Source organism: Pasteurella oralis, assembly GCF_002850605.1.
Lineage (GTDB): Bacteria > Pseudomonadota > Gammaproteobacteria > Enterobacterales > Pasteurellaceae > Pasteurella > Pasteurella oralis.
Map to the genome: position 1 here is coordinate 222606 of NZ_NXGB01000003.1, position 21429 is coordinate 244034.

General features: G+C 36.5%; 18 protein-coding genes. 7 read left to right on the top strand and 11 right to left on the bottom strand.

Annotated features, from left to right (window positions below):
- Nucleotides 1–195: 195 nt before the first annotated feature.
- From C0975_RS05365 to C0975_RS05380, 4 genes are all read right to left on the bottom strand, one after another.
- Complete coding sequence (locus C0975_RS05365) at nt 196–1023, bottom strand: class II glutamine amidotransferase (protein WP_101775365.1); 828 nt, start codon at nt 1021–1023, stop codon at nt 196–198.
- Between the two features lie 119 nt (nt 1024–1142).
- Complete coding sequence (locus tag C0975_RS05370; protein WP_101775366.1) at nt 1143–2123, bottom strand: MBL fold metallo-hydrolase; 981 nt, start codon at nt 2121–2123, stop codon at nt 1143–1145.
- Nucleotides 2124–2254: 131 nt separating this feature from the next.
- Nucleotides 2255–3601 (bottom strand): NADP-specific glutamate dehydrogenase, encoded by a 1347-nt coding sequence (gene gdhA / locus C0975_RS05375; protein WP_101775367.1) that lies wholly within the window; start codon nt 3599–3601, stop codon nt 2255–2257.
- A gap of 471 nt (nt 3602–4072) precedes the next feature.
- On the bottom strand, nt 4073–4699 hold the full coding sequence (locus C0975_RS05380) for a YchE family NAAT transporter (protein ID WP_101775368.1): 627 nt from the start codon (nt 4697–4699) through the stop codon (nt 4073–4075).
- A gap of 307 nt (nt 4700–5006) precedes the next feature.
- Between C0975_RS05380 and mltF the strand changes: the two genes are divergently transcribed.
- Both mltF and C0975_RS11355 read left to right on the top strand, forming a co-directional pair.
- Complete coding sequence (gene mltF / locus C0975_RS05385) at nt 5007–6476, top strand: membrane-bound lytic murein transglycosylase MltF (protein ID WP_101775369.1); 1470 nt, start codon at nt 5007–5009, stop codon at nt 6474–6476.
- A 10-nt stretch (nt 6477–6486) separates the two neighbouring features.
- Nucleotides 6487–6639 (top strand): hypothetical protein, encoded by a 153-nt coding sequence (locus C0975_RS11355; RefSeq protein ID WP_162837296.1) that lies wholly within the window; start codon nt 6487–6489, stop codon nt 6637–6639.
- 44 nt (nt 6640–6683) lie between these two features.
- Here C0975_RS11355 and dsbB read toward each other — a convergent pair whose 3' ends face one another.
- Complete coding sequence (dsbB, locus tag C0975_RS05390) at nt 6684–7220, bottom strand: disulfide bond formation protein DsbB (RefSeq protein ID WP_101775370.1); 537 nt, start codon at nt 7218–7220, stop codon at nt 6684–6686.
- A gap of 18 nt (nt 7221–7238) precedes the next feature.
- Nucleotides 7239–8780 (bottom strand): Na(+)/H(+) antiporter NhaB, encoded by a 1542-nt coding sequence (nhaB, locus tag C0975_RS05395; protein ID WP_101775371.1) that lies wholly within the window; start codon nt 8778–8780, stop codon nt 7239–7241.
- A 153-nt stretch (nt 8781–8933) separates the two neighbouring features.
- On the opposite strand from nhaB, the gene fadR reads away from it, so the two are divergent.
- Nucleotides 8934–9659 carry a fatty acid metabolism transcriptional regulator FadR gene (fadR, locus tag C0975_RS05400; RefSeq protein ID WP_101775372.1) on the top strand — a complete coding sequence of 242 codons (726 nt, stop codon included), beginning with the start codon at nt 8934–8936 and terminating at the stop codon, nt 9657–9659.
- Nucleotides 9660–9704: 45 nt separating this feature from the next.
- Here the strand turns inward: fadR and C0975_RS05405 are convergent, their stop codons facing one another.
- From C0975_RS05405 to C0975_RS05425, 5 genes are all read right to left on the bottom strand, one after another.
- Nucleotides 9705–10742, bottom strand: coding sequence for an ABC transporter ATP-binding protein (locus C0975_RS05405; RefSeq protein WP_101775373.1), 1038 nt, complete (start codon nt 10740–10742; stop codon nt 9705–9707).
- A 2-nt stretch (nt 10743–10744) separates the two neighbouring features.
- Complete coding sequence (locus C0975_RS05410) at nt 10745–12403, bottom strand: ABC transporter permease (protein ID WP_101775374.1); 1659 nt, start codon at nt 12401–12403, stop codon at nt 10745–10747.
- A gap of 82 nt (nt 12404–12485) precedes the next feature.
- Complete coding sequence (locus C0975_RS05415; protein WP_101775375.1) at nt 12486–13499, bottom strand: Fe(3+) ABC transporter substrate-binding protein; 1014 nt, start codon at nt 13497–13499, stop codon at nt 12486–12488.
- Nucleotides 13500–13741: 242 nt separating this feature from the next.
- Nucleotides 13742–14032 (bottom strand): helix-turn-helix domain-containing protein, encoded by a 291-nt coding sequence (locus C0975_RS05420; protein WP_101775376.1) that lies wholly within the window; start codon nt 14030–14032, stop codon nt 13742–13744.
- A 142-nt stretch (nt 14033–14174) separates the two neighbouring features.
- Nucleotides 14175–15389 carry a pyridoxal phosphate-dependent aminotransferase gene (locus C0975_RS05425; RefSeq protein ID WP_101775377.1) on the bottom strand — a complete coding sequence of 405 codons (1215 nt, stop codon included), beginning with the start codon at nt 15387–15389 and terminating at the stop codon, nt 14175–14177.
- Nucleotides 15390–15557: 168 nt separating this feature from the next.
- Here C0975_RS05425 and C0975_RS05430 point away from each other — a divergent pair, with 168 nt between their 5' ends.
- The 4 genes from C0975_RS05430 to C0975_RS05445 all read left to right on the top strand — a co-directional run bounded on the left by C0975_RS05430 (nt 15558) and on the right by C0975_RS05445 (nt 21423).
- Nucleotides 15558–16853, top strand: coding sequence for an isochorismate synthase (locus tag C0975_RS05430; protein WP_101775378.1), 1296 nt, complete (start codon nt 15558–15560; stop codon nt 16851–16853).
- 13 nt (nt 16854–16866) lie between these two features.
- Nucleotides 16867–18573 carry a 2-succinyl-5-enolpyruvyl-6-hydroxy-3-cyclohexene-1-carboxylic-acid synthase gene (gene menD / locus C0975_RS05435; protein WP_101775379.1) on the top strand — a complete coding sequence of 569 codons (1707 nt, stop codon included), beginning with the start codon at nt 16867–16869 and terminating at the stop codon, nt 18571–18573.
- Between the two features lie 54 nt (nt 18574–18627).
- On the top strand, nt 18628–19359 hold the full coding sequence (gene menH / locus C0975_RS05440) for a 2-succinyl-6-hydroxy-2,4-cyclohexadiene-1-carboxylate synthase (protein WP_101775380.1): 732 nt from the start codon (nt 18628–18630) through the stop codon (nt 19357–19359).
- Between the two features lie 342 nt (nt 19360–19701).
- On the top strand, nt 19702–21423 hold the full coding sequence (locus C0975_RS05445; protein WP_101775381.1) for a ShlB/FhaC/HecB family hemolysin secretion/activation protein: 1722 nt from the start codon (nt 19702–19704) through the stop codon (nt 21421–21423).
- Nucleotides 21424–21429: the final 6 nt, after the last annotated feature.

Sequence of the window (21429 nt, forward strand, 5' to 3'; positions counted from 1 at the left end):
GAGTGATATATAGTAAAGGGGTTGAACAGTAAATTCAAAAGGATAGGCTAGTTAAATGTAATAAATATGATTTAGATCGTTTTTTTATATGCTGTTTGCATAAAAAATAATAGATAAATAACGGGAAATTAACAATAAATAGAATATTTCTCTGCGAATAATCAAGTGTGATAGTCATTTATTACGCTATAATTTTTAGGCGCACTTTGCTAAACCTAATGTACCATCATCAATAGTTTCTGTTTTTATACCCGTGATTTCAGCAATTTTTTCCCCTTGTTTGAAGAACACAAAACCACCATATTCCATTTTAGTCCAAGTTTCATCTTTAGTGAGAGGAAAAGTCGTAATAATAGTGACACGATCGCCTTCTTTTGCATAATCATTGAAATCAATAATGCCATCATCATCAATACGTTGTGCTTTACCAAAAGGGGCTTTTCTAGTCAGATAATGGAGATTGGTAGCACAGTGTGCAATCATCCATTCGCCATTAGATAGGATAAAATTGAAAGTACCACCTGCCGAAATCGTTTTGGTGATTTGCTGCAATGCATCAAATAGCTCATTTTCTGTTGGTTTCTGATTAAAACGAGTTTTAAGCTGGCTTACCATATAGCAGAAAGCCGCTTCAGAATCTGTACTGCCAATAGGCTGATAGAGTGAATCAGTTAAATCAGGGTGTGTAGTTAAGTTACCATTATGAGCAAATACCCAGTTTTGTCCCCATAATTCACGGATAAAAGGATGCGTATTTTCAATGTTTACTTCGCCTTGTGTCGCTTTACGAATATGGGCAATTACATTAAGTGATTTAATATGATATTGTTTAACACAATCTGCGATAGGGGATGAGTGCGCTGCATGGTTATCACGGAAAATACGGATTCCTTTGCCTTCAAAAAATGCAATTCCAAATCCATCAGAATGGCAATCTGTTAAGCCAGCTCGGCGACGAAACCCCTCAAAAGAAAAAACGATATCCGTTGGGGTATTACAATTCATTCCTAATAATTGGCACATAAAAACAACATCTAAAATAACCTTATAATTTGCACAGATTTAACACTATAATGTAGAAATTTTCAACATAAAAAACAAAAACTTATTAGATGAAAAAGTTATAAGTCATAGCGAGCTAATCACTTATTTGCTTGAGTACATTCACCAATTTTATTGCCTGTTTTGATGGAATAAATTTCACAATCATTGGCAAAAGCAATGTTACCTTTAAATTGTGTTTTAATTGCTTGTTCTGTTTGTGTTTTAACATGCTCAGTGCGTCGCATTAAATGACTAAGTACGAGATTTTTTATGTTGCCATCATGTGCAATTCGCCCAATTTCAGAAGGGCGCATATGGAGTTTTTGGGCAACATTATCTTGGCTGCTTTCTGGCACAGCATTGTGGGCAATAAATAAGTCTGCATTTTGTGTAATCAAATCTAAAGTACGCCCTTGATTACTGGTATCACCTGAAAAAACAACGGCACAGCCTGCTTTTTCGATGCGCCATGCAAGCGCTGGTAAAAGCCCGTGTTCTGTACCAACAGCTTGGATATTAAAGCCATCAATAGTGGTATGAAAAATTACTGGCTGTTGTTTATTCGCATTCACTGAAATAGGTTTTATTTGATAATTTTCTTCACCAGTTAAAAAATCAGACAGATAAGCATAGGCACCTTGTTCACCTAATAAACGAGTTAAAAACATAGTTGTATCAGGGATAACTTCATTACCCGTTGGACCATAAATCGGCAGATCTTGCTCTCGTTGCGAGAAAAAAGAGGCTTTGATTAGTGCAGGGAGATCGTTGATATGATCAACATGAAAATGGCTGACTAAAATTCCTTGGAGATCTTCAATTTTTGCTTGAGCTTGAGCAAAGCGCTGTAAGGCACCTGAACCAAGATCAACCAGAAACTTAGCTTGCCCATTTTCACGTACTAAGTAGCTTGCTGAAGCACGAGTTTGGACTGGAGAAGTGGATCTAAAAAGTGCAATTTCAGGTCCACCTGAACCTAAAATCACGACATCTAAATTTGAAGTTGTACAGCTTTTTCCTTGTGCATTGAAGGCACATGCGAATAAGAAAAGTGCAGTGGCCTTTTTCCAATAGTGCATCATATTTCCTCACCTAAGCATAATTACAATTGAATGATAAGAATGCATTATACAAAACTTTGAAAAAAACAACCGCACTTTGCGCATGTGACGCCAAGTGCGGTTCGTTTTAGATGCATTTTAACTTATCATTAGAACACGCCTTGTGCCAACATAGCATCAGCTACTTTAACAAAGCCTGCGACATTTGCACCCACTACGTAGTTAATATTGCCTCTGTCATCAGTGCCATATTTTTTACAGTTAGCATGAATATCAAGCATGATACGATGTAATTTTGCATCGACTTCTTCACGAGTCCAACTTAAGCGCTGGGCATTTTGTGACATTTCTAACCCAGAGGTTGCAACACCACCTGCATTAGCGGCTTTACCTGGTCCGAATAATACACCTGCTGCTAAGAATGCGTCAGTTGCTTCAATCGTAGTAGGCATGTTGGCACCTTCAGCTACAAGTTGTACACCGTTTGCAATTAATGCGTTAGCATCTGCGAGTTCAAGTTCGTTTTGTGTTGCACAAGGGAGCGCAATATCTACTTTTACTTCCCAAGGACGTTTACCTTCTACATATTTCAAACCAAATTGCTCAGCATATTCTTTTACACGACCACGCTTGACGTTTTTGATTTCCATTAATGCGGCGAGTTTTTCTGTAGTAAAGCCAGCTTCATCATACACATAGCCTGCTGAGTCTGAGCAAGTGACAACCTTTGCACCAAATTCCAATGCTTTCTCAATGGCATATTGAGCAACATTACCAGAACCAGAAACCGCGACGCTTTTACCAGCAAAACTTTGTCCTTTTTCGGCAAGCATGGCTTGTGCAAAATAAACTAAACCATAACCTGTTGCTTCTGGACGAATTAAGCTTCCACCAAAAGTCAACCCTTTACCAGTGAACACACTACCAGTTTGGTTAGATAATTTCTTCATCATGCCAGCTAAGTAACCGACTTCACGTCCCCCGACACCAATATCACCCGCAGGTACATCGGTATCTGGACCTAAATGGCGATATAATTCAATCATGAGTGCTTGGCAGAAACGCATGACTTCAGCGTCACTTTTTCCTTTTGGGTCAAAGTCTGAACCACCTTTACCACCGCCCATTGGTAATGTTGTTAAGGCATTTTTAAAGACTTGTTCAAAACCTAAGAATTTTAAAATAGATAAGTTAACTGAAGGGTGGAAACGCATCCCGCCTTTGAATGGACCAATTGCACTATTATATTGTACGCGAAATGCGCGGTTTACTTGCACTTGACCTTGATCATCTGTCCATGCCACACGAAATTGAATTGCACGTTCTGGTTCAACTAAGCGCTCTAATAAGGCTTGTGAGCGGTATTTTGGATTTTTTTCTAAGAAAGGCCAGATTGAAGTTAATACTTCTCTGACTGCTTGTAAAAACTCTGGCTGCGCGCCATCTCGCTGCGCAACTTTTTCTAAAAATGCTTCTAATGATGCAACTTGAGACATAATGATTTCCTTCTAAATATGATATTTGGATATGCTTGCAATTTATTGTAATTGTTTGCCTGATTCGGCACAGAACAAAGTATTCAACAGAATGAAATACTTATGCAAATATTTTTTTTCTGTATTTTTAAAAAAATAAACTTAAATTAGAATTATTCTAAGTAAGTGGTTTGTTTGTTAGATTTATTTCAATTTTAGGTTGTTATAGTGGTGAAAAGTATATTTTTTTGACGGAGAGATTGGAAATGGATAAAAAATAGTAAGTTGTTTTATTATTCATAGATTGATAGCTTGATGACTAGTATGTTGTATCAGATGTTGCCTTTTTGATAGCCGCTTAGTGTGAGTAAAATCAGTTTGTTATTTCAGAGAATACTGCTTTTAGATAATCCTATCATGATGTGATTAAAAAGATGCTGTTATAGTTGCTTATATTGCAACTATAACAACGTCTTTTTTAAGATTGAGAGGTTATACAATACCTAAGTTTTTTAACCCACCGATAATGATTTCGATACCAAGTGACATTAGTAACAAGCCCATAATACGTGTAATCACATTCGAACCTGTTTTACCCAGTTTTTTGATAACGGGTTCAGAATAACGAAACAAAATATAACACCCTAGCCCAAATAACATAATCGTAATAGATGAATAAAAATAATCTACAATGCCATGCTGTGTTGAGCCAAACACAATCGTGGCGCTAATAGAACCAGGACCAGCCATGATTGGCATCGCAAGAGGGACAACTGCAATATTATTGTAATCATCAAAGTTTTCATTTTTTTCTTCTTTGTTTATTTTATGTTCACCAATTTTCCCGTTAATCATGGTTAAAGCAATTAAAATTACAACAATGCCACCAGCAATACGGAAAGAGTCAATAGAAATATGAAAGGCATTTAAAATAAAATTACCAAAGAAAAAACTCACGAGCAGAATGATAACGATGGAAATACAAGTGATTAACCCTGTTTTGTTTTGCTGTTCTTTTGACAGTGTTGCAGTCATTGAATAAAAAATTGGTACAACACCTAGTGGGTTGACGAGTGCAATCAGTCCAATAAAGAACTGAAGATAAATGGCGAGATCCATCGTAATCACCTAAATTATAGTAGGAATATATGTGCGCACATTATATGAATGTGCCTCTCAATAAACAAGAAAAGCCACAAAAGAGAGTTGTGTTTTAACAAACTCTATGTAGTTTGTTAGCGTAGTAAAGCTATTCTCAGCATAAAGTTTGTGTATGAGGATGATGTTTTCGTAGCAACAAAATCTTGAGCTATTGCCGCAACATATCAAAAATTTGATAAAAAACGACCGCACTTTTTGATTTGTCTAATCTCAATTTAATGGTTAAAATGCCTAAATTTAAGGTCATCAAGCAAAAAGAGGTCATTTGAAAGGTTTATTTATACGTATTATCGCGATAGTAGCGTTGCTATTGTGGGCGGTAGATATGGTATTCCCTTGGCAACAAATAATGCGCTCGGAAGAGAATCGTTATACAGCGATCCAAAGTCGCGGTAAGTTAGTTGTGGGAACGATTAATAATCCGATTTCTTATTTTATTGATCATTCCGGACAGCCCGCTGGGATTGAATATGAATTGAGCAAAGCCTTTGCTGATTATCTTAATGTTGAACTTGAAATTTCAGCGATGGTAAACGGAGATGAATTATTCCAAGCCTTAGAGAATAATAAAATTGATATTGCTGCGGCTAATTTGTTATATCAACCAAAGAAGCTCGATAAGTTTCAAGTTGGACCTACTTATAACTCTGCCTCTTGGCAATTGGTCTATCGCAAAGGTACAGAACGCCCACGTGGTTTAGGTGAGTTAAAAGGTACGCTGAGTATTGCCTCTGGCTCTGAACTCACAGACTTGTTAGAAGAAGCAAAAGAAAAATTTCCCTCGTTGAGTTGGCATGTTAATGAAAAATTAACGCCTGAAGAACTGTTAATTCAGATGGCTAATGGCAAAATTGACTATGTGATTGCAAATTCTATTGATGTGTCAGCCGTTCAGCAAATTAAGCCTAATGTCGCTGTGGCATTTGATGTGGCTGATGAATCGACTGTACATTGGTACTTACCAAGTAATTCTTATAGTGAGTTACAAGCGTCTTTACTTGATTTCATGAATAATGCAATTGAAACGGGTTTAATTGCGCGTATTGAGGAAAAATATTTTAATCATTTGGCGCAATTTGATTATGTTGATACGCGGAGCTATTTAAGAGCGATTGAAACAGTATTACCTAAATTCGCGCCACTATTTGAAAAGTATAAAGGCGATTTAGATTGGCGTTTATTAGCCGCTATTGCTTATCAAGAATCTCATTGGAATCCTGATGCGACTTCACCAACAGGGGTGCGTGGTATGATGATGTTGACGAAGGCGACTGCGGATCGCATGCGTATTAAAGATCGTACCGATCCAGAACAGAGTATTAAAGCAGGTTCAGAATACTTGCATTGGCTTATTACACAAATGCCTGATACTATTGCAGAAGATGAGCGTATTTGGTTTGCCTTAGCGGCATATAATATGGGATTAGGACATTTACTTGATGCTCGTCGTTTAACTAAAAGCTTAGGCGGCGATCCTGATAATTGGTTAGATGTGAAAAAGAATTTACCATTATTAGCTGAAAAACGTTATTACACAAGTTTAAAATATGGTTATGCGCGAGGTTATGAAGCCTATCATTATGTTGAAAATATTCGACGTTATATGAATAGTATTGTGCATTATTATCGTATTCAGCAAGCACATATTGAAGAGATTGAGTTAGAAGAAAATATTAAAACAGAAGAAATCAACACAGAAGTTGAAGCAATAACAAAAACAGTTGCAACACAATAAGAGGGATGCTATGGCTAGACGTAAAAGCTTTTTAAAGCCAACAAAGAAATTGTATCGTTTATCGCAAGGACGTGCATTACGTTTAAAGCGCTTAAAACAACGTAAAGCAAGGTTATTAGCGAGGCATTCACTGCAATTCGTAGTCCAAGAAATTCAATGTTAGTGAATATAAAAAATGGTGTAGTTAAAACTACACCATTTTTATTTTTAATGAAATAACATCCGTTGCTTTGGTTTAAGGCGTTTCACTTGGCTAATAAAGAGGATAGCCAACAGCAGTGTATAGAAGCCAAAAATTACAACTAACCACTGCACCATTGAAAAGCCTAAAAATTGCCAAGAGATTTCGCTGCACGAGCCATAAGGTTGAAAGAGATAAGGAAACCATTTATCTAAAGGCAGTGTTTCTGGAAACTCAGCAAATGCAGAGCATTGTTTCCATGGTGCTGGGTGAAGTTGTAGATCTAAATGGGTTAATGTGATGAGAAGCCCTTTTATAGCACTGCCTAAACCCATCACTAAAGCAATTAAGCGTAAAATCATTGCGCTAGGATAAAGCAAGCCAAATAAGCCTGCAAAAGCAATGCCAAGTATTGCGACTCGTTCATAGATACACATCACACAGGGTTGTAATCCCATTCCATGCTGAAAGTAAAGCGCAGTCCCTTCTAGCGCTAATGCGGAAAGTAATAATAGAAACCAACCACTTCGTTTTGTTGAAAGTGTCTTAAAAAAGCTTAGCATGCTTCCTCCTGCTAGCGATTACATTGATGCAATCAGACCAAGTTGAACTAGCGCCGTCGTTGCGCTTGGTAAAAGAAATTCAACTGCTAATAAGCCAATAATAGATAATACAATAGTATAAGGTAATGCCATATAAACCATTTTACTATAAGACAAACGAATTAATGGTGCTAATGATGATGTTAATAAAAATAAGAATGCCGCTTGACCATTTGGTGTGGCGACTGAAGGTAAGTTAGTGCCTGTATTGATAGCGACAGCTAATAATTCATATTGCGATTGCGAAATCAATCCAGCTTCAAGCGCTGCTTTAGTTTCATTGATATATACTGTAGCAACAAAGACATTATCTGAAATTGCAGATAATAAGCCATTAAATGTATAGAATAAAACTAATTGGGCGTTTTCACTTGCAGCGAGAACGAATTGAATTATTGGCGCAAATAATTGTTGATCGATAATGACGGCTACGACTGAAAAGAAAACAACTAATAATGCAGTAAACGGTAAAGATTCTTGGAAGGCTTTTCCGATTGCATGTTCACTGGTGATGCCGCAGAATGAGGTCGCGAGGATAATAACCGTCAAACCAATAATACCGACTGCCGCTAAATGGAACGCTAAACCGCTCACTAACCAAATACCGATTAAAGCTTGGCATAAAAGTTTTAAGCGATCTTGCTGTGACATTTTCTGCTGATTATTGCGATCAAACTTAGCTAAGATTCCCCAGACTTTACGTGGTAATTTAGTGCCATAACCAAAAATACGAAATTTTTCTACTAATAAACAAGTCATTAAGCCACAGAACAAGACGGGCAGGGTAACTGGTAACATACGTAAAAAGAATTCTGCAAAGCCCCATTTGGCTTGTTCAGCAATAATTAAGTTTTGCGGCTCACCTACCATTGTCATGACGCCACCAAGTGCGGTACCGACACAGGAGTGCATCATTAAACTACGTAAAAATGAACGAAACTGTTCCAATGTTTCTTTATTAGTTCCTATTTTGTCATCTTTGGTAATATCAGTTGAATCATTAAAGTTATTACCAGAAGCGACTTTATGATAAACCCCATAGAATCCCATTCCTACACTAATGATCACTGCAACAACTGTCAATGCATCCAGAAAAGCAGAGAGAAAAGCAGCGCTAAGGCAAAATGCCAGTGAAAGTGTCAGTTTGGAGCGAATACTTAGCAGTAATTTAGTGAAGACAAAAAGTAATAATTGCTTCATGAAATAAATACCAGCCACCATGAAAATTAAGAGTAACAGTACCTCAAAATTAGCTAATATTTCAGCTTTTACATGCTCAGGATGGGTCATGCCTATGGCGACAGCTTCAAAAGCAAGTAAACCGCCAGGTTGGAGAGGATAACATTTCAGGGCCATTGCTAATGTGAAGATAAATTCTGCGACAAGTAGCCAACCTGCTACAAATGGACTAATCAGGAAAAAGACGATTGGGTTGATGAGAAGAAAGGTAACAATTGCGATTTTGTACCAATCAGGACTTGTTCCTAAAAAATTCTTTAGGAAAGCTTGAGTATAACTCATTTGTACTACCACCTTAGTTTAATACTTAATATTTTGAAAAAATTTTGCATATAATTGGGATAATTGTAATATATACTTCATTATACGATAATACCTAAAATAACTATTTGTTAGCTGTATCACATTTTAAATTCAATCAACTAGAAGAAACGTATGAATAATGATCAACCTCTTTTAAAAGCACAAAGCCCGGCTGGTTTAGCGGAAGAATATATTGTTAGAAGTATTTGGAATAATCATTTCCCCCCCGGTTCCGATTTGCCAGCAGAGCGTGAATTAGCGGAGAAAATAGGGGTGACTCGCACTACGTTACGTGAAGTTTTGCAACGTCTTGCTCGTGATGGCTGGTTGAATATTCAGCATGGCAAGCCAACAAAAGTCAATGATATCTGGGAAACATCAGGTTTAAATATTTTGGAAGTCTTGATTCGTTTAGATAGTACAAAATTACCGAGTTTTATTTCCAATGTGCTATCAGCGAGAACAAATATTTCAGCAATTTATATCCAAAAAGCGTTTAAATTGGAACCAGAAAAATCGCTAAGTGTCTTTAGTGCACTCGAAACGTTAGAAGATAGTGCAGAAGCCTATACTAATTTTGACTATGATTTATTCCGTAAGCTAGCTTTTGCGTCAGATAACCCTGTCTATGGTTTGATTTTAAATAGTTTAAAAGGATTGTACTCAAGAGTTGGCTTGTTTTATTTTTCAAATCCCGCAGCGCGTGCATTGGCTAACGCTTTTTATGTGCAATTACGGCAGCTTTGTGAAACACAGCAAGCCTCTGAAGTGAAAGAATGTATCCGTCAATATGGTAAAGACAGCGGTGTAATTTGGGCACAAATGCAAGAATTTTTACCAGAGAATTTTGGTGAATAATAAAAAACAGCGCATCATGCGCTGTTTTTGTTTTTACTATTTATATTATTTTTCAAATAAAACAGGCAAAGTACATTTATAATTTAAACGTACTTTTTCACCAACAGGGAAATGTTTTGGACTTTGTACGCTAAATATTGCCTTGTCTATTTTCACTTCGTATTGGCAATAAGGTCCAAGAAAACGTTTTTTAATAATCATACCTGAGCCATTGCTATCACTATGAATTTGGAAACTTTGTGGACGGACTAACCAATGAACTTGTTTTGTGTCATTAATGAGTTTGCCATTAGAAAATCTCAGTGCTTGCTCAAATTGGTATGATCCAACAGGGGACTCAAAGCGATTTTCTGCCTTGATTTCACAATCTAAATAATTCACATTGCCTAAAAATTCGGCAACAAATTTATTGATAGGCATTTGATATAACGCATCAACATTACCGATTTGAACTATTTTGCCTTTGTCCATAATGGCAAGTTTATCTGCAAAAGCAAAGGCTTCTTCTTTACTGTGAGTGACAAAAATAGCGGGAATTTGTTGGCTTTTCAAAATCTCTTTAATTTCATCAATCATTTGGTAGCGCACTTGACTATCAATATTAGAGAAAGGCTCGTCTAGCAGTAATAAGCGTGGTTCACAAGCTAATGCCCGTGCAATCGCTACACGCTGTTGTTGACCACCTGAAAGCTCATAAGGATAACGTTCTAATAAGCCTGTTAAACGCACAAGTGCGGTCATTTTTTCAATAATTTTTTGTTTTTCAACATTGCGTTTATGTTGTAAACCAAATGCAATGTTCTCTTTAACAGTTAAGTGAGGAAATAAGGCATAGTCTTGGAAAATTACCCCAATTTGACGTTTCTCAACGGGGAGTGCAGCTAAGTTTTGTTGATTAAATAAGATTTCACCTTGTTCAATATCTTGTAAGCCCGCAATTGCTTTCAATAAGGTTGTTTTGCCACAGCCACTTGCACCGAGTAAACACAAAATCTCGTTTTGTGCCATCGTGAGATCTAAATTTTTTAGTACATTTTCAGCACTATAGCCACAAGTAAGTTGAGAGATTTGTAATATAGTCATAATTAGCGATCTTTTTCTGAATTAAGTACTAGTGAACGGGTTAACCAAATCACGGGTAAGAGTCCCACCAAAACTAAAGCAATAGCAGGTAATGCAGCTTGTTCAAGCTGTTCATCTGAGGTAAAAGTAAATACATGCGTTGCTAGCGTATCAAAATTGAAAGGGCGTAATAATAATGAAGCATTAAGTTCTTTCATCGTTTCAATAAAGACCATCATCAGGGCGGTTAAAATGCCTTTGGAAAGTAATGGCATATGAACACGGCGTAGCATACCAAAACCGTTATGACCTAATGTTCGGCTCGCCATATCTAACGAAGGCGAAATTTTTTGGAAAGAGGTTTCAATGCCTCCAATTGCCATCGCAGAAAAACGCATAGTATAAGCTGAAATTAACGCGAACATTGAGCCAGAGAAAATCAAACCAACAGGTGAAAGTCCAAGCGATTTACACGCATAATTTACGATATGATCGGCACTGGTATAAGGAATAAGAATCCCAATGGCTAATACGGTACCAGGAATCGCATAACCTAATGAAGATAGCTGTAATCCATAATAAGCTGTTCGTTGTTGCAGGGGGGGGCTTTGTAATGCTAGGCGATTGAAAAAATGTAAGAATAGGGCTAAAAGTACGCAAACTATTGCTGCAATCATCGAACTGGATAAGCTGTGATAGGCGTATTTCAGGAAATTATCTGCCTGAGTAATATCAAAATAAGATATCGCCCAATAAATCAACTTAGCAAAAGGAATAAAGAAAGCAATACTGACTAATCCCCAACAATAGGCTTGAGCAAAGAACAATTTCACACCTGAAAGTGGTTTTAGACTACGTTTTTTTTCATAGCCACGTTGATATGTTTTTTGTTTACGACGGCTATAACGTTCTAACCAGAGTAAGCTAAAAATCATTAACAACATTAATAACGAAATCTGGCTTGCAGAACCTAAATCACCATAACCTAGCCAAGTATCATAAACTGCCGTCGTTAGTGTGGGTACAGCAAAATAATAAACTGTGCCAAAATCACCTAAAGTTTCCATTGCAATTAATGACGCACCTACTGCAATCGCAGGGCGAATTAAAGGAAAAGTCACTTTTCTAAATAAATAAAATGTATTTGCACCTAATGTTTTAGCACTATGAATTAAGTTTTCTGATTGCTCTAATAAAGCAACACGAACTAGTAAAAATAAATAAGGATATAACACGAGTGCTAAAACAAAACAGGCACCACCGAGTGAACGAATGCTAGGAAACCAATAGTCTTGTGGGCTATTCCAGCCAAAAAGTTGGCGCAATACGGATTGAATTGGACCTGCGTAGTCAAGTAAATCGGTGTATAGATAGCCAACGAGATAAGCTGGAATTGCTAAAGGTAAACACAACACCCATTGTAATATTTTTTGTCCAGTAAATTGGTAAGTTGAAATGATCCAAGCCGCAGGGATAGCAAAAATTAAGCTCAAGAAAACAGTACCTAAAACAAGTAGAAGTGAATTTAAACTATAGTCAGTGAGTACAGTTTGCCAGAGGTGTTGAATATTTCCCCAGTCAGCTTGCCAAGATTGGTAGAAAATGGACAATAAGGGTAGAAGGAAAAACAGCACAATGAAAAGTGCGGTCAAATTCCAGCCTGTTTTTTTGAGTAAATGCATCTTAAAATCGCAAATGTAAGTAATATCTAAAGGGCGACTAAAAAGTCGCCCTTAAATTTAATTATTCAGCATGAGTGCTAAATTAAAGATCAAATTTTACTTCGTCAATGAGTTTTAATGCTTTGTCGTAATTTTCTGCGACTTTTTCTAATGCAATATTATCTGCTTTAAATTCACCCCAAGAAGACACTAATTTAGAACGCTCAACGCCCGGTTTTACTGGATATTCGTGGTTTAACTCAGCATATAAATGCTGTGCTTTGTCACCACTTAAATATTCTACTAATTTCACTGCGTTTTCTTTATTTGGTGCATGTTTTGCAATTGCGACACCACTGATATTAACGTGTGTACCCTGTGCTTTTTGGTTAGGAAAGTTGATATAAACTGCTTCAGCCCAACTACGTTGTTTTTCATCATCTAGCATTTTACCAAAGTAATAGCTATTACCTAATGAATAGTCGCAAATTCCTTCTTTGATCGCTTTGACTTGATCACGGTCACCACCTTGTGGTTTTTGTGCCAGATTTGCTTTCAAACCTTCTAAGAATGCTTTTGCTTTTGCTTCTCCATCATGTGCAATCATTGATGCAACTAAAGACACGTTATAAGCATTCTTACCTGAACGAACACAAACTTTACCTTTATATTCTGGTTTGGCTAAATCATAATAAGTAAAATCAGCAGGTAATTTACCCACACGATCTTTTGAAGTATAGATTGCACGTGCACGTGTAGTTAACGCGAACCACTCATCTTTTGAATCACGGAAATGGGCAGGAATATTTTTCTCTAATGTTTCACTGTGAATTGGTTGTGCTAAACCAGCTTTAACAATTTCCATTACGCGACTAATATCAACGGTTAATAAAACATCTGCTGGGCTTAATTCACCTTCACGTTTTACGCGATCTACTAAACCTTTATCAGCAAAGATAACATTTACTTTTACGCCTGTCTCTTTTTCAAAGTCTTTTAACATTGGCTCGATTAAATAGGGTTGACGATAAGAATAAACGTTAACTTCGTTTGCAGCCATTGCTGATGTTGAAATAACCGCAGATAAAGCTAATGCAAGTATTGAGATTTTTTTCATAATCACATTCCTCATGATGAGTGTTGACAGTTAAAAGTGCGGTCAATTTAACCAATAATTTGATTTAAGTCAATGAGAATTATTTTTATTTAATTTTTTGATAGAAGGGACTTAATTGGACATAATAATTCGAGTAAAGTGAATAATCTATTTTGGTATCTATACGTACAGGATGGCATTTTATTGGTATTTAAAAGACTAGTTCAATTAATAATAGATACTAGTCCAACTATTTGTAGTCTTTATAAAGTAAGCTGTTCAGGCTTGCAGTGATATATTTTCGCTAATCGTTCGCAAGTTTTTCGTTGAGGTTTAGAATTTTGTTTTTCAGCTTGAGATATTACAGATTGTGTTAACCCTGTTTTTTTCGCAGCATCATGTTGCGATAATTTACGATATATACGCCAAGCTGCTAGTAAGCTCACATTTTGTTCTAACATAATGGCAAGTACATCATGAGGAATTGTGATCTCATCATGACTACTTGCCTCATAAGGCACATCTACCCAGATAATTTGGTTATCATTTAACATTGCGATTTTTTTATATTCTTCAATAAGTAAAATAACAAATAATTATTTCTTTTATTATTTATATGCATAGAAAAGGACTCGTTTTCATCAAAGCGAGTCCCTAACTATCAAGATTGGCAGCGAACAAGATTATTCTTGTTTTTTACTGACGATAAGTTCCTAAGAAACGTGCCAATTTACTTAATGCTTCTTCAATTTGATGAACATAAGGTAAAGTAACAATACGGAAATGGTCAGGAGAATGCCAGTTGAAACCACGTCCGTGCACGAGTAATACTTTTTCTTGGGTTAATAAATCAAACACCATTTTTTCATCATCATAGATATTAAATTTCTTAATATCAATTTTAGGGAACATATAAAGTGCACCTTGTGGTTTCACACAACTTATGCCTGGAATTTGATTGACTAGTTCATAAGCTTTATTGCGTTGTTCTAATAAACGCCCACCCGGTAAAATAAATTCATTAATACTTTGATAACCACCAAGCGCAGTTTGGATCGCATGTTGCATTGGAACATTGGCGCATAAACGCATAGAAGCAAGCATATCTAAACCTTCAATATAACCCGCCGCTGCTTTTTTAGGACCATTTAAAATCATCCAGCCTTGACGGAAACCTGCTACTCGATAAGCTTTTGATAAACCGTTGAATGTCACAGTTAATAAATCAGGCGCGAGGGCTGCTACATGATGGTGTATGGCATCGTCATACAAAATCTTATCGTAAATTTCATCTGCAAAAATGATTAAGTTATGCTGACGTGCCACTTCAATAATATCTAACAATAATGCTTTACTGTAAACCGCACCTGTTGGATTGTTAGGATTAATAATCACAATGGCTTTAGTACGATGTGTAATTTTGCTTTTAATATCAGCAATATCAGGGAACCAATTAGCTTCTTCATCACATAAATAATGTACAGCTTTACCACCAGAAAGTGTTGCCGCAGCGGTCCAAAGTGGATAGTCAGGCATTGGAATGAGCACTTCATCACCATCATTTAATAATGCTTGTAATGACATTGTGATCAGTTCGGAAACGCCATTGCCAATATACACATCATTGACTGTTGCACCATGAATACCTTTCGATTGATAGTATTGCACAATAGCTTTACGTGCTGAATATAAGCCTTTAGAGTCACAATAGCCTTGCGCAGTTGGAAGATTGCGAATCACATCAACTAAAACTTCATCAGGTGCTTCAAATCCAAATGGCGCGGGGTTACCAATATTAAGTTTTAAAATTTTATGCCCTTCTTCTTCAAGACGAAGAGCTTCTTTATGCACTGGTCCACGAATATCGTAACAAACGTGTTCTAATTTATCTGATTTAGGAAAATGCACCATGGGATTGACCTTATGTTTGCGCTGTAGGAATAAAGTTAGTTTAAAATAACGACACTTTACGCTTATTTGTGTAAGGAGAAAAGATTTTGTAAAACTTTCTATTAAAGTGCGGTAGAATTAACGTTTATTTTTAACTTATTTTTTTGCTAAAAACAATGCTTTTTCAACATGGATAATTTGCAAACAATTAAAGCACAGTTAATTACTCTAATTAATGCTTATCAGCCGCGTGAAAATCAAGAGATCGCAGTTTTCCAAATTCACTCGACAACGCCTCTTTGTTTGTTGTCTTGGTTGAAATCGCAACAAAGTTATCCCCAATTTTATCTGAATATTCGCGATGGTTCTTCAACTTGGGCATCTGTTGGGAAAGTTCGCTCATTTTCTGATGTGGCGTTAGCTGAACAATTTGTGCAAACCTATGATTTATCATTAATTGGTGGCTTACAGTTTTATGGCGAAACCTTATTTGTATTACCTCGCCTTTTATTGCAACAAACGCCAACAGGTTTAACGGTTACTTTATTTATTGATACTCAAGATTTTATTCAAGATAAACGGCTTGCCATTCATTGTTTAGAAACTTTTACAAAACAGACTGCACTTCAACCTGTTCAACAGCAAATTCACTTAGTCGCACAAAAAGCAAATCAAATAGAGTGGTGTCATTGGGTTGAATTAGGTTTACAAAAAATTCAGCAAGGTGAAGTGAGTAAAATTGTATTGGCTAATGAAAGTTGTTTTAAAACCTCTGAATTACTTAATCCAAATGATTTTTTGGCAGAAAGTGAAAAATACAATTTAGGCTGTTACCACTTTTTATTCGCTGAAAGTGAAAAGCGTGCTTTTATTGGTTCAAGCCCAGAGCTGTTGTATCGTCGTCAAGGATTATGTCTCAAAACCGAAGCACTTGCTGGCACTGCTTTTATGGGAGATGATGTGGAACAGAATCAACAGCAAAGTGATTGGTTATTGCACGATAAGAAAAATGAATATGAAAATCAGTTGGTTGTAGAAGGGATTTGTCAAAATTTACAACCCTTTGTACAACAAATTGTGGTTGAGGGTGTCGAACTAAAAAAGTTGCGTAAAGTACAACATTTAAGACGTAAGATCTCAGCTGAACTAAAAGCAGGGTGTGGCGATAAAGATGTACTTTTAGCCATTCACCCTACTGCGGCAGTAGCAGGTTTACCACAACTGGAAGCAAAGCAAGTATTACGAAATTTAGAAAATTTCGACCGCACTTGGTATGCTGGGACACTTGGATTTATGAATGCCTCACAGGCGGATTTCTGTGTCACAATTCGTTCTGCTTTTATTGAACAAGTAGAAAACTATAGCCAATTATGTGTTTTTGCTGGTGCGGGGATTGTTGAAGGCTCAGTACCACTGTTAGAATGGATAGAAATTGAGCATAAAGCTGCAGGCTTAGTTTCATTATTGCAACAGAATCAATTATAAATAGGGAACAATTATGTCAATAAGCGTATTTAATCGTTGTTGGTCAAAAGTGATTTTAGAGACCCTTGTACGCCAAGGGGTATCGCATTTTTGTATTGCCCCTGGTTCTCGTTCAACCCCTTTAACTTTAGAAGCTGTGCGTTTACAAGAAAGTCAACGTGTGACTTGTCATACTCATTTTGATGAACGTGGCTTAGGCTTTTTTGCTTTAGGACTCGCTAAAGCAAGTAAAAAACCCGTTGCCGTGATTGTGACGTCGGGGACTGCGGCGGCAAATTTATACCCTGCAATTATTGAAGCTCGCCAAACGGGTATCAATTTGGTTATTTTAACTGCGGATCGCCCGCTTGAGTTACTTGAATGTGGCGCAAATCAGGCTATCTTGCAGCAAAATATGTTTGCGGATTATCCAGTTGCCGCTATTAATTTACCCAAACCAAGCCAAGACTATTCTGCACATTGGTTGATCTCAACTTTAGATCAAGCTTGTTATCAACAAAAACATCAAACTGGTGTTATTCATATTAATGTGCCTTTTGCGGAACCTTTGTATGAGGCTAGCAATGATGCTGTGGATAGCCATCCATGGCTAGAAAATATTCATCGTTGGCTAACTCAGCAAAAACCTTGGATTGTACAGCAATCAGACCAAAAAGAAGTATTAATGCATGCGAATTGGGATCATTGGCGTACAATGCGTGGCATTATTGTGGTTGGTCGCTTGTCCACTGAACAAACTATGGGGATTATGGCTTGGGCAAGTACAATGGGCTGGATTGCATTAACTGATATTCAATCCAGTGTGGAAGCTAGCTTGCCTTATGCTGATATTTGGCTTGCAAATCAAACAGTGAAGCAAAAATTGTTACAAGCTGATATCGTGATTCAGTTTGGTTCTGGTTTTATCAGTAAACGTATTAACCAATTTTTAGCTGAGTTCAAGAGTGAATATTGGATTGTAGAACACAGTGAGCGTCTAGTTGATCCTATCCACCATGCGCATACACGTTTTAATGCAAAAGTTCATCATTGGTTACGAGCGCATCCGCCGCTACGTCAAAAACCATGGTTGCTCGAACCATTAGCGCTTTCTAAATTCTGTGCAAGCTTTATTGAAAAACAAGTAGGTGGGAATTTAAATGAAGCTTCTTTAGCACATCATGTTGATCGCATTTTGCCAAATAATGGGATTTTATTTTTAGGCAACAGCTTATTTGTCCGTTTAGTTGATGCTCTTGCCAAATTACCCGAAGGTTACCCAATTTACACTAATCGTGGTGCAAGTGGTATTGATGGTTTATTAGCCACTGCAGCAGGTGTTGGTATTGGTGCGAATCAGCCCGTAGTGGCAATTTTAGGTGATCTCTCTGCTTTATATGATATCAATTCGCTGGCTTTATTTAAAAAAGTCACTCAGCCAACGATCATTTTTGTGATCAATAATAATGGTGGCGCAATTTTTGATATGCTTCCTGTGGATACAGAGGTAAAAGATAAGTATTACCGTATGCCACATCATTTAGAGTTTTCTCATTTAGCTCAAACTTTTGATCTCAAATACGCTCGCCCTTACACATGGGCCGATTTAGGTGCAGTATTAAAAATGGCTTATTCACGTCGTGAAACTACATTAATCGAAATAAAAGTAGGACCGAGTGATGGAAGTAATATTTATAAACGTCTCATTGAGCAAATTAGTTATGCTGTCATCGGTGATTAAATAACCGCTTAGTAAAATGCACGTATTATGTGAGTATTTTAATAAGGATATGTCATGCCTATACTTGTTTTCTTACATGGTTTACTTGGGAGCAGCGATGACTGGCAAAAAGTCATTGAAAACTTACCGCACTTTTCTTGCCTTGCGCTTGACCTCCCTTTTCATGCTAAGGCAAAACATCATCATGTTAACAACTTTGAAGACACTTGCGATTACCTTACCCTACAACTTAACAACAACGTAGGTGATAAACCTTATTACCTCATTGGTTATTCACTTGGCGGTCGGATTGCCTTGTATTACGCGTTACAATATCTCAAGGCAAACACTACATTACAAGGGTTAATTTTAGAGGGAGCCCATCTAGGATTAACGTCGGAGCAGGAAAAGCAAGCACGTTGGCAACATGACCGATCTTGGGCGCAACGTTTTCGTACTGAACCTGTAACAACGGTACTTAATGCATGGTATCAGCAACCTGTTTTTGATGATTTAACTGAAACAGAACGTACTATATTAATTGAAAAGCGAGCAGAACATTGTGGCAATAATATCGCTAATATGCTACTTGCAACCAGTCTTGCTAAACAACCTGATTTCCGTCAGAAAATCCAGACAACATCGCTACCCATTCATTATTTTTGTGGTGAAAAAGACCACAAGTTTAAACAACTCGCCTTAGCAGCACAGTTAGATCTCACCTTGATTAAAGACGCAGGGCATAATACACATCTAGAAAAAAGCCAACGATTTGCCGAAATGATACAAAAAAAGATTATTTTTTAATCTGTTTGACCTTTAATTTAATGTTGTTTTTCTAAACGCTTAATTTATTTGCTGACGATTTCATTTATTATGATTATAATAAATGTGATTTATTTGATTTATCGCAATGATTAATTAATCATTTTTTCTGAAAATAATCATCTCATCTAAATTCAATAGGTTACCATCATTTCTTGGTAAGACTTTATTATCAAATGAAACGTATTTATTTTTTATTCTTTTAGCTATTTTATTGTTTTATTTTTGTTCAATTTTATATTTTATACTGGTACGATCAGCTGCCTAAATATATTTCATTTTTTTGTAGTAAAATTTCACCCTTCGTTAAAATATGGAGATTTTATGAGACGACATCAATATAGGAAATTAAATCCTTTCTTTTGGGGTTGTTCTACCACCATTCTTTTAGTTTATTCAGCAATCGCTCATACCAATGAACTAAATCCATTGACACAAGAGTTATTGCTATTGAAAAACAAACAACAATTTGAAAATGTTGATGCCAACTTTAAAAAAGCGCAACAGTTTTTAGAAGATAAGCAAGTTGCTGAAGAAAACGCGTTTTCTCACCTTGATGCAGCCACTACGGCTAAACACAAAATCACTAGCATATCCGTTGATCTTGCTAGTGAAAACATATCACTTGATTTTGGTGATGTCATCCAGGCTTATCAAGGTCAACCACTTTCAGCGAATGTTGTTTTTCAGTTGGTTAAAGAACTAACTGAAGTCGTTTATCGCTCTGGTTATGTCACTAGCGCAATTGGCTTAAAGAACACCAATATTAAAAATGGTGATCTTGAGTTTGTCGTACTCTGGGGCAAAGTGAAGGAGATATTAGTTGAAGGTGAAAAGCCAAAAGGTTTTAGAGATAACGCCATGGTCTCTGTATTACCTAATTTAAAAGATAAAGTTTTACGCATTTACGACATCGATCAGCTAGTTGAAATATTAAACACAACGAATAAAACAGCTAAAGTGAATGTTGTTGCAAGTGAAGAAAAAAGTATTTCAGATTTGAATATTCAAAGACAACGTTCTTTTTTTCCTGACTTAACTCTCGGTTTTAATAATTCGGGCACAGAAAGCAATGCTAATGGTCGTAATCAAGTCACAGCAAATGTTTCATGGAGTGATTTATTCGGAACGAATGATCGTTGGAATTTTTCAACAGGTTATAGATTGTATAAAGATAAACGAGCTAATCAACAACGTAATTATGCCTTGTCTTATATTCAACCTTTTTCTTTTTCAACATTAGAACTTAAAGTATCAGAGTCAGAATATAAAAAAGCATTACAAGGAATTGATACTTATTTTTCAGAAGGAAAAACTCAAACAGCAACGGTAAAATTATCAAATACTTTATTACGCAATAAAGAAACTATTCTATCGATTTATGGTGAGTTGGAGTTCAAGAAACGTTTAAGTTACTTTGCGGATATTTTGATTGGTAATTATCATAATTATAAAGCAAATTTAGGTGTCTCTTATGTGACAAATTTAGGTTATGGTAAATTATATAGTGACATTTCATATTCAAATGGTTTGCGCTGGTTTGGCGCGGATCGCTCTGCTTATGATTCAACTCGCGAAAAAACATTAAGATTATTTTCAGGGAGTATCAACTGGTATCGCCCTTTTTCACTTTTTAACCATCAAATGAATTATCAAATGCGAATTGGTGCACAATATAGCTTCGATAGTTTGTACTCAGAAAATCAATTTTCTATTGGTGACGAATATACGGTCAGAGGATTTAAAGGTAGTGCAGCCTCAGGTGATCACGGTGCTTATTTATCGCAAACGTTGACTGTTCCTTTTTATCCACAAAAAGTTTATCTCTCTCAAATCTCACCTTTTTTGGGATTTGATATTGGTAAAGTTCACTTGAAGCAAACTCATAAAATGGACACGCTAGCAGGTACAGCTTTAGGAGTGAAAGCACAAGTGAATCGACTAGCATTGTCGTTGACATATGCAAAGCCACTTAATCACGTTCGTAACGTTGATGCCCGTAATAGCAAACCTGTTTATTACTTTAGTGGCTCAGTTTCTTTTTAATATTTT